The sequence below is a fragment of the Halorubrum sp. AJ67 genome (assembly GCF_000513435.1).
The window spans coordinates 7,724-9,707 of sequence record NZ_CBVY010000037.1 but is presented as its reverse complement, the minus strand read 5'-3'; the positions used below and the strand labels follow the sequence as shown (position 1 = coordinate 9,707).

At 65.7% G+C, this 1,984-nt stretch carries 3 protein-coding genes; all 3 read left to right on the top strand.

Going from position 1 to position 1,984, the window contains the following annotated elements:
* The first annotated feature begins 120 nt into the window (after positions 1-120).
* Entirely contained in the window at positions 121-267 is a 147-nt protein-coding gene (locus BN903_RS17745; protein ID WP_195155830.1) for a hypothetical protein, read from the top strand.
* A 445-nt stretch (positions 268-712) separates the two neighbouring features.
* Positions 713-988 (top strand): PadR family transcriptional regulator, encoded by a 276-nt coding sequence (locus tag BN903_RS14865; protein ID WP_004597247.1) that lies wholly within the window; start codon positions 713-715, stop codon positions 986-988.
* Between the two features lie 210 nt (positions 989-1,198).
* Positions 1,199-1,984 (top strand): Glu-tRNA(Gln) amidotransferase subunit GatD (gene gatD, locus BN903_RS14860; RefSeq protein ID WP_154018152.1); only part of this gene is annotated, 786 nt, incomplete at its 3' end.

Here is a 1,984-nt window from a genome sequence, read left to right as displayed (position 1 = left end):
GGGGGTCTCGGCCACAGCGTTGGCTTCGTAGTACCGAGCGGCTGGGGCTTCGGGGGTTTCGATCAGATCGTTCGCGTATCGGCCACAACACTCTCCCCACGCGCGTCCCCTACCCGAACCATGCGCTCCGAAGCAGAGATCAGAGAGCAGTACGAGTTCCTCCGCGAACAGTTGGACGACGAGGAGATGAACCACCGCGGCGTCGAGGAGCTTTTCACCCACTACAAGCGCGCGCTCGGCTGGGTGTTAGAAGAGGAACACATGTGAGCGACGTACGACACGTTTATGATGCTCTGCGGTGTACGTTCAGGTGACGCTTCGTCTGGAGGGCCGAAGCGTCAGCGGGGACCAATCGGCAGGCCCGACGCGGCTTTTTTCCGCGTCGGGCGTGCCTTCTTCCGATAACTCGACCGAGTAGCCCCGGGTTCGGTCCGTTCGTACATGCTCCACCGAGTCACGACGCTTTTCGAACCGGAACACGACACTTCTCACGACCGGTTTCGTTCGTGTGCGGTCGCCGTCGGTTCGCACCACGTATCAGACCCGGGAAACGACGCTCGACCGCAAATCTACTGCCAACCGCCAACGACAGTTACGGAGTTGACAGGACAGGCGTGTCCGTTGCGGGGTGGTAAGGCGGGGCGTCCGGTCGTACGGAGACTGATATAACGGTATATTTATTTATTTTCGACAGGTATGTACTGACAGTTGTATGTACGACCTCACAGGTTTCCAGCGCGACCTCCTCTACGTGATCGCGGGGCTCGACGAGCCGCACGGGCTGGCTATCAAAGAGGAGCTCGAGGAGTACTACGAGAAAGAGATCCACCACGGCCGCCTCTATCCGAACCTCGACACGCTCGTCGAGAAAGGGCTCGTCGAAAAGGGCCAGCGCGACCGCCGTACTAACTACTACACGCTGACGCGTCGCGGCCGCCGCGAGATCGAGGCGCGTACCGACTGGGAAGCCGAGTACATCGAGCACTGACGCGCCCGCAAGCGACCCCCGAAGCCGACCGATAGCCCTCGGCTCCGTCGGCCTCGCCGTCTTTCCTTCTTCCTCCGTTCCGTCGTTTCCGCCGAGCGGTTCCGATCGCCGAGCCGTTCGCTCGTCCGGTTCCGAGCCGCAACGCCCCGAACCGACAGGCGCGCGCCGCGAACGGTTGGATTCAAGTCCGCCCCGGCGGAACCCGGTCGTATGCAACCGGGAGATCGCGTCCGCGTCGAGCGCGGGGGCGTCACCAACGAGGGCGTACTGCTCCCCTCCACGACGCGCGACCACCTCGTCGTCAAGCTCGACGGCGGCTACAACGTCGGGATCGACCGCGACGCGGCCGACGTCGAGGTGCTCGAATCCGCCGTCCGCGAGGTCGACCCCGCGGCCGAGACCGACGACGACGCCACCTCAGAGATCACCTTCGACGACGACCTGCCCACAGTCTCGCTCATCTCGACCGGCGGGACCATCGCCTCCACCGTCGACTACCGGACCGGGGCCGTCACGGCCCAGTTCGACGCCGAAGACGTCCTCCGGGCCGTCCCGGAGCTCGCCGGACGCGCGAACTACCGCGGCCGGGTCGTCGCGAACATCCTCTCGGAGAACATGGAGCCGTCCATCTGGCGCGAGCTGGCCGCGGCCGTCCGCGAGGAGGTCGAGGCGGGTGCCGACGGCGTCGTCGTGATGCACGGCACCGACACGATGCAGTACTCCGCGTCCGCGCTCTCCTTCATGCTCGATTCGCCGGTGCCGGTCGTGTTCACCGGGAGCCAGCGCTCCGCGGACCGCCCCTCCTCCGACAACGTGATGAACGCGGTGTGCGCCGTCGAGGCCGCGAAGGCCGACCACGCCGAGACGCTGGTGTGTATGCACGCGAGCCCCTCCGACGACGCCTGCGCGCTCCACCGCGGCACGCGCGTCCGGAAGAACCACACCTCGCGCCGGGACGCCTTCGAGACGGTCGGTGCCGACGCCGCTCGGGCTGAT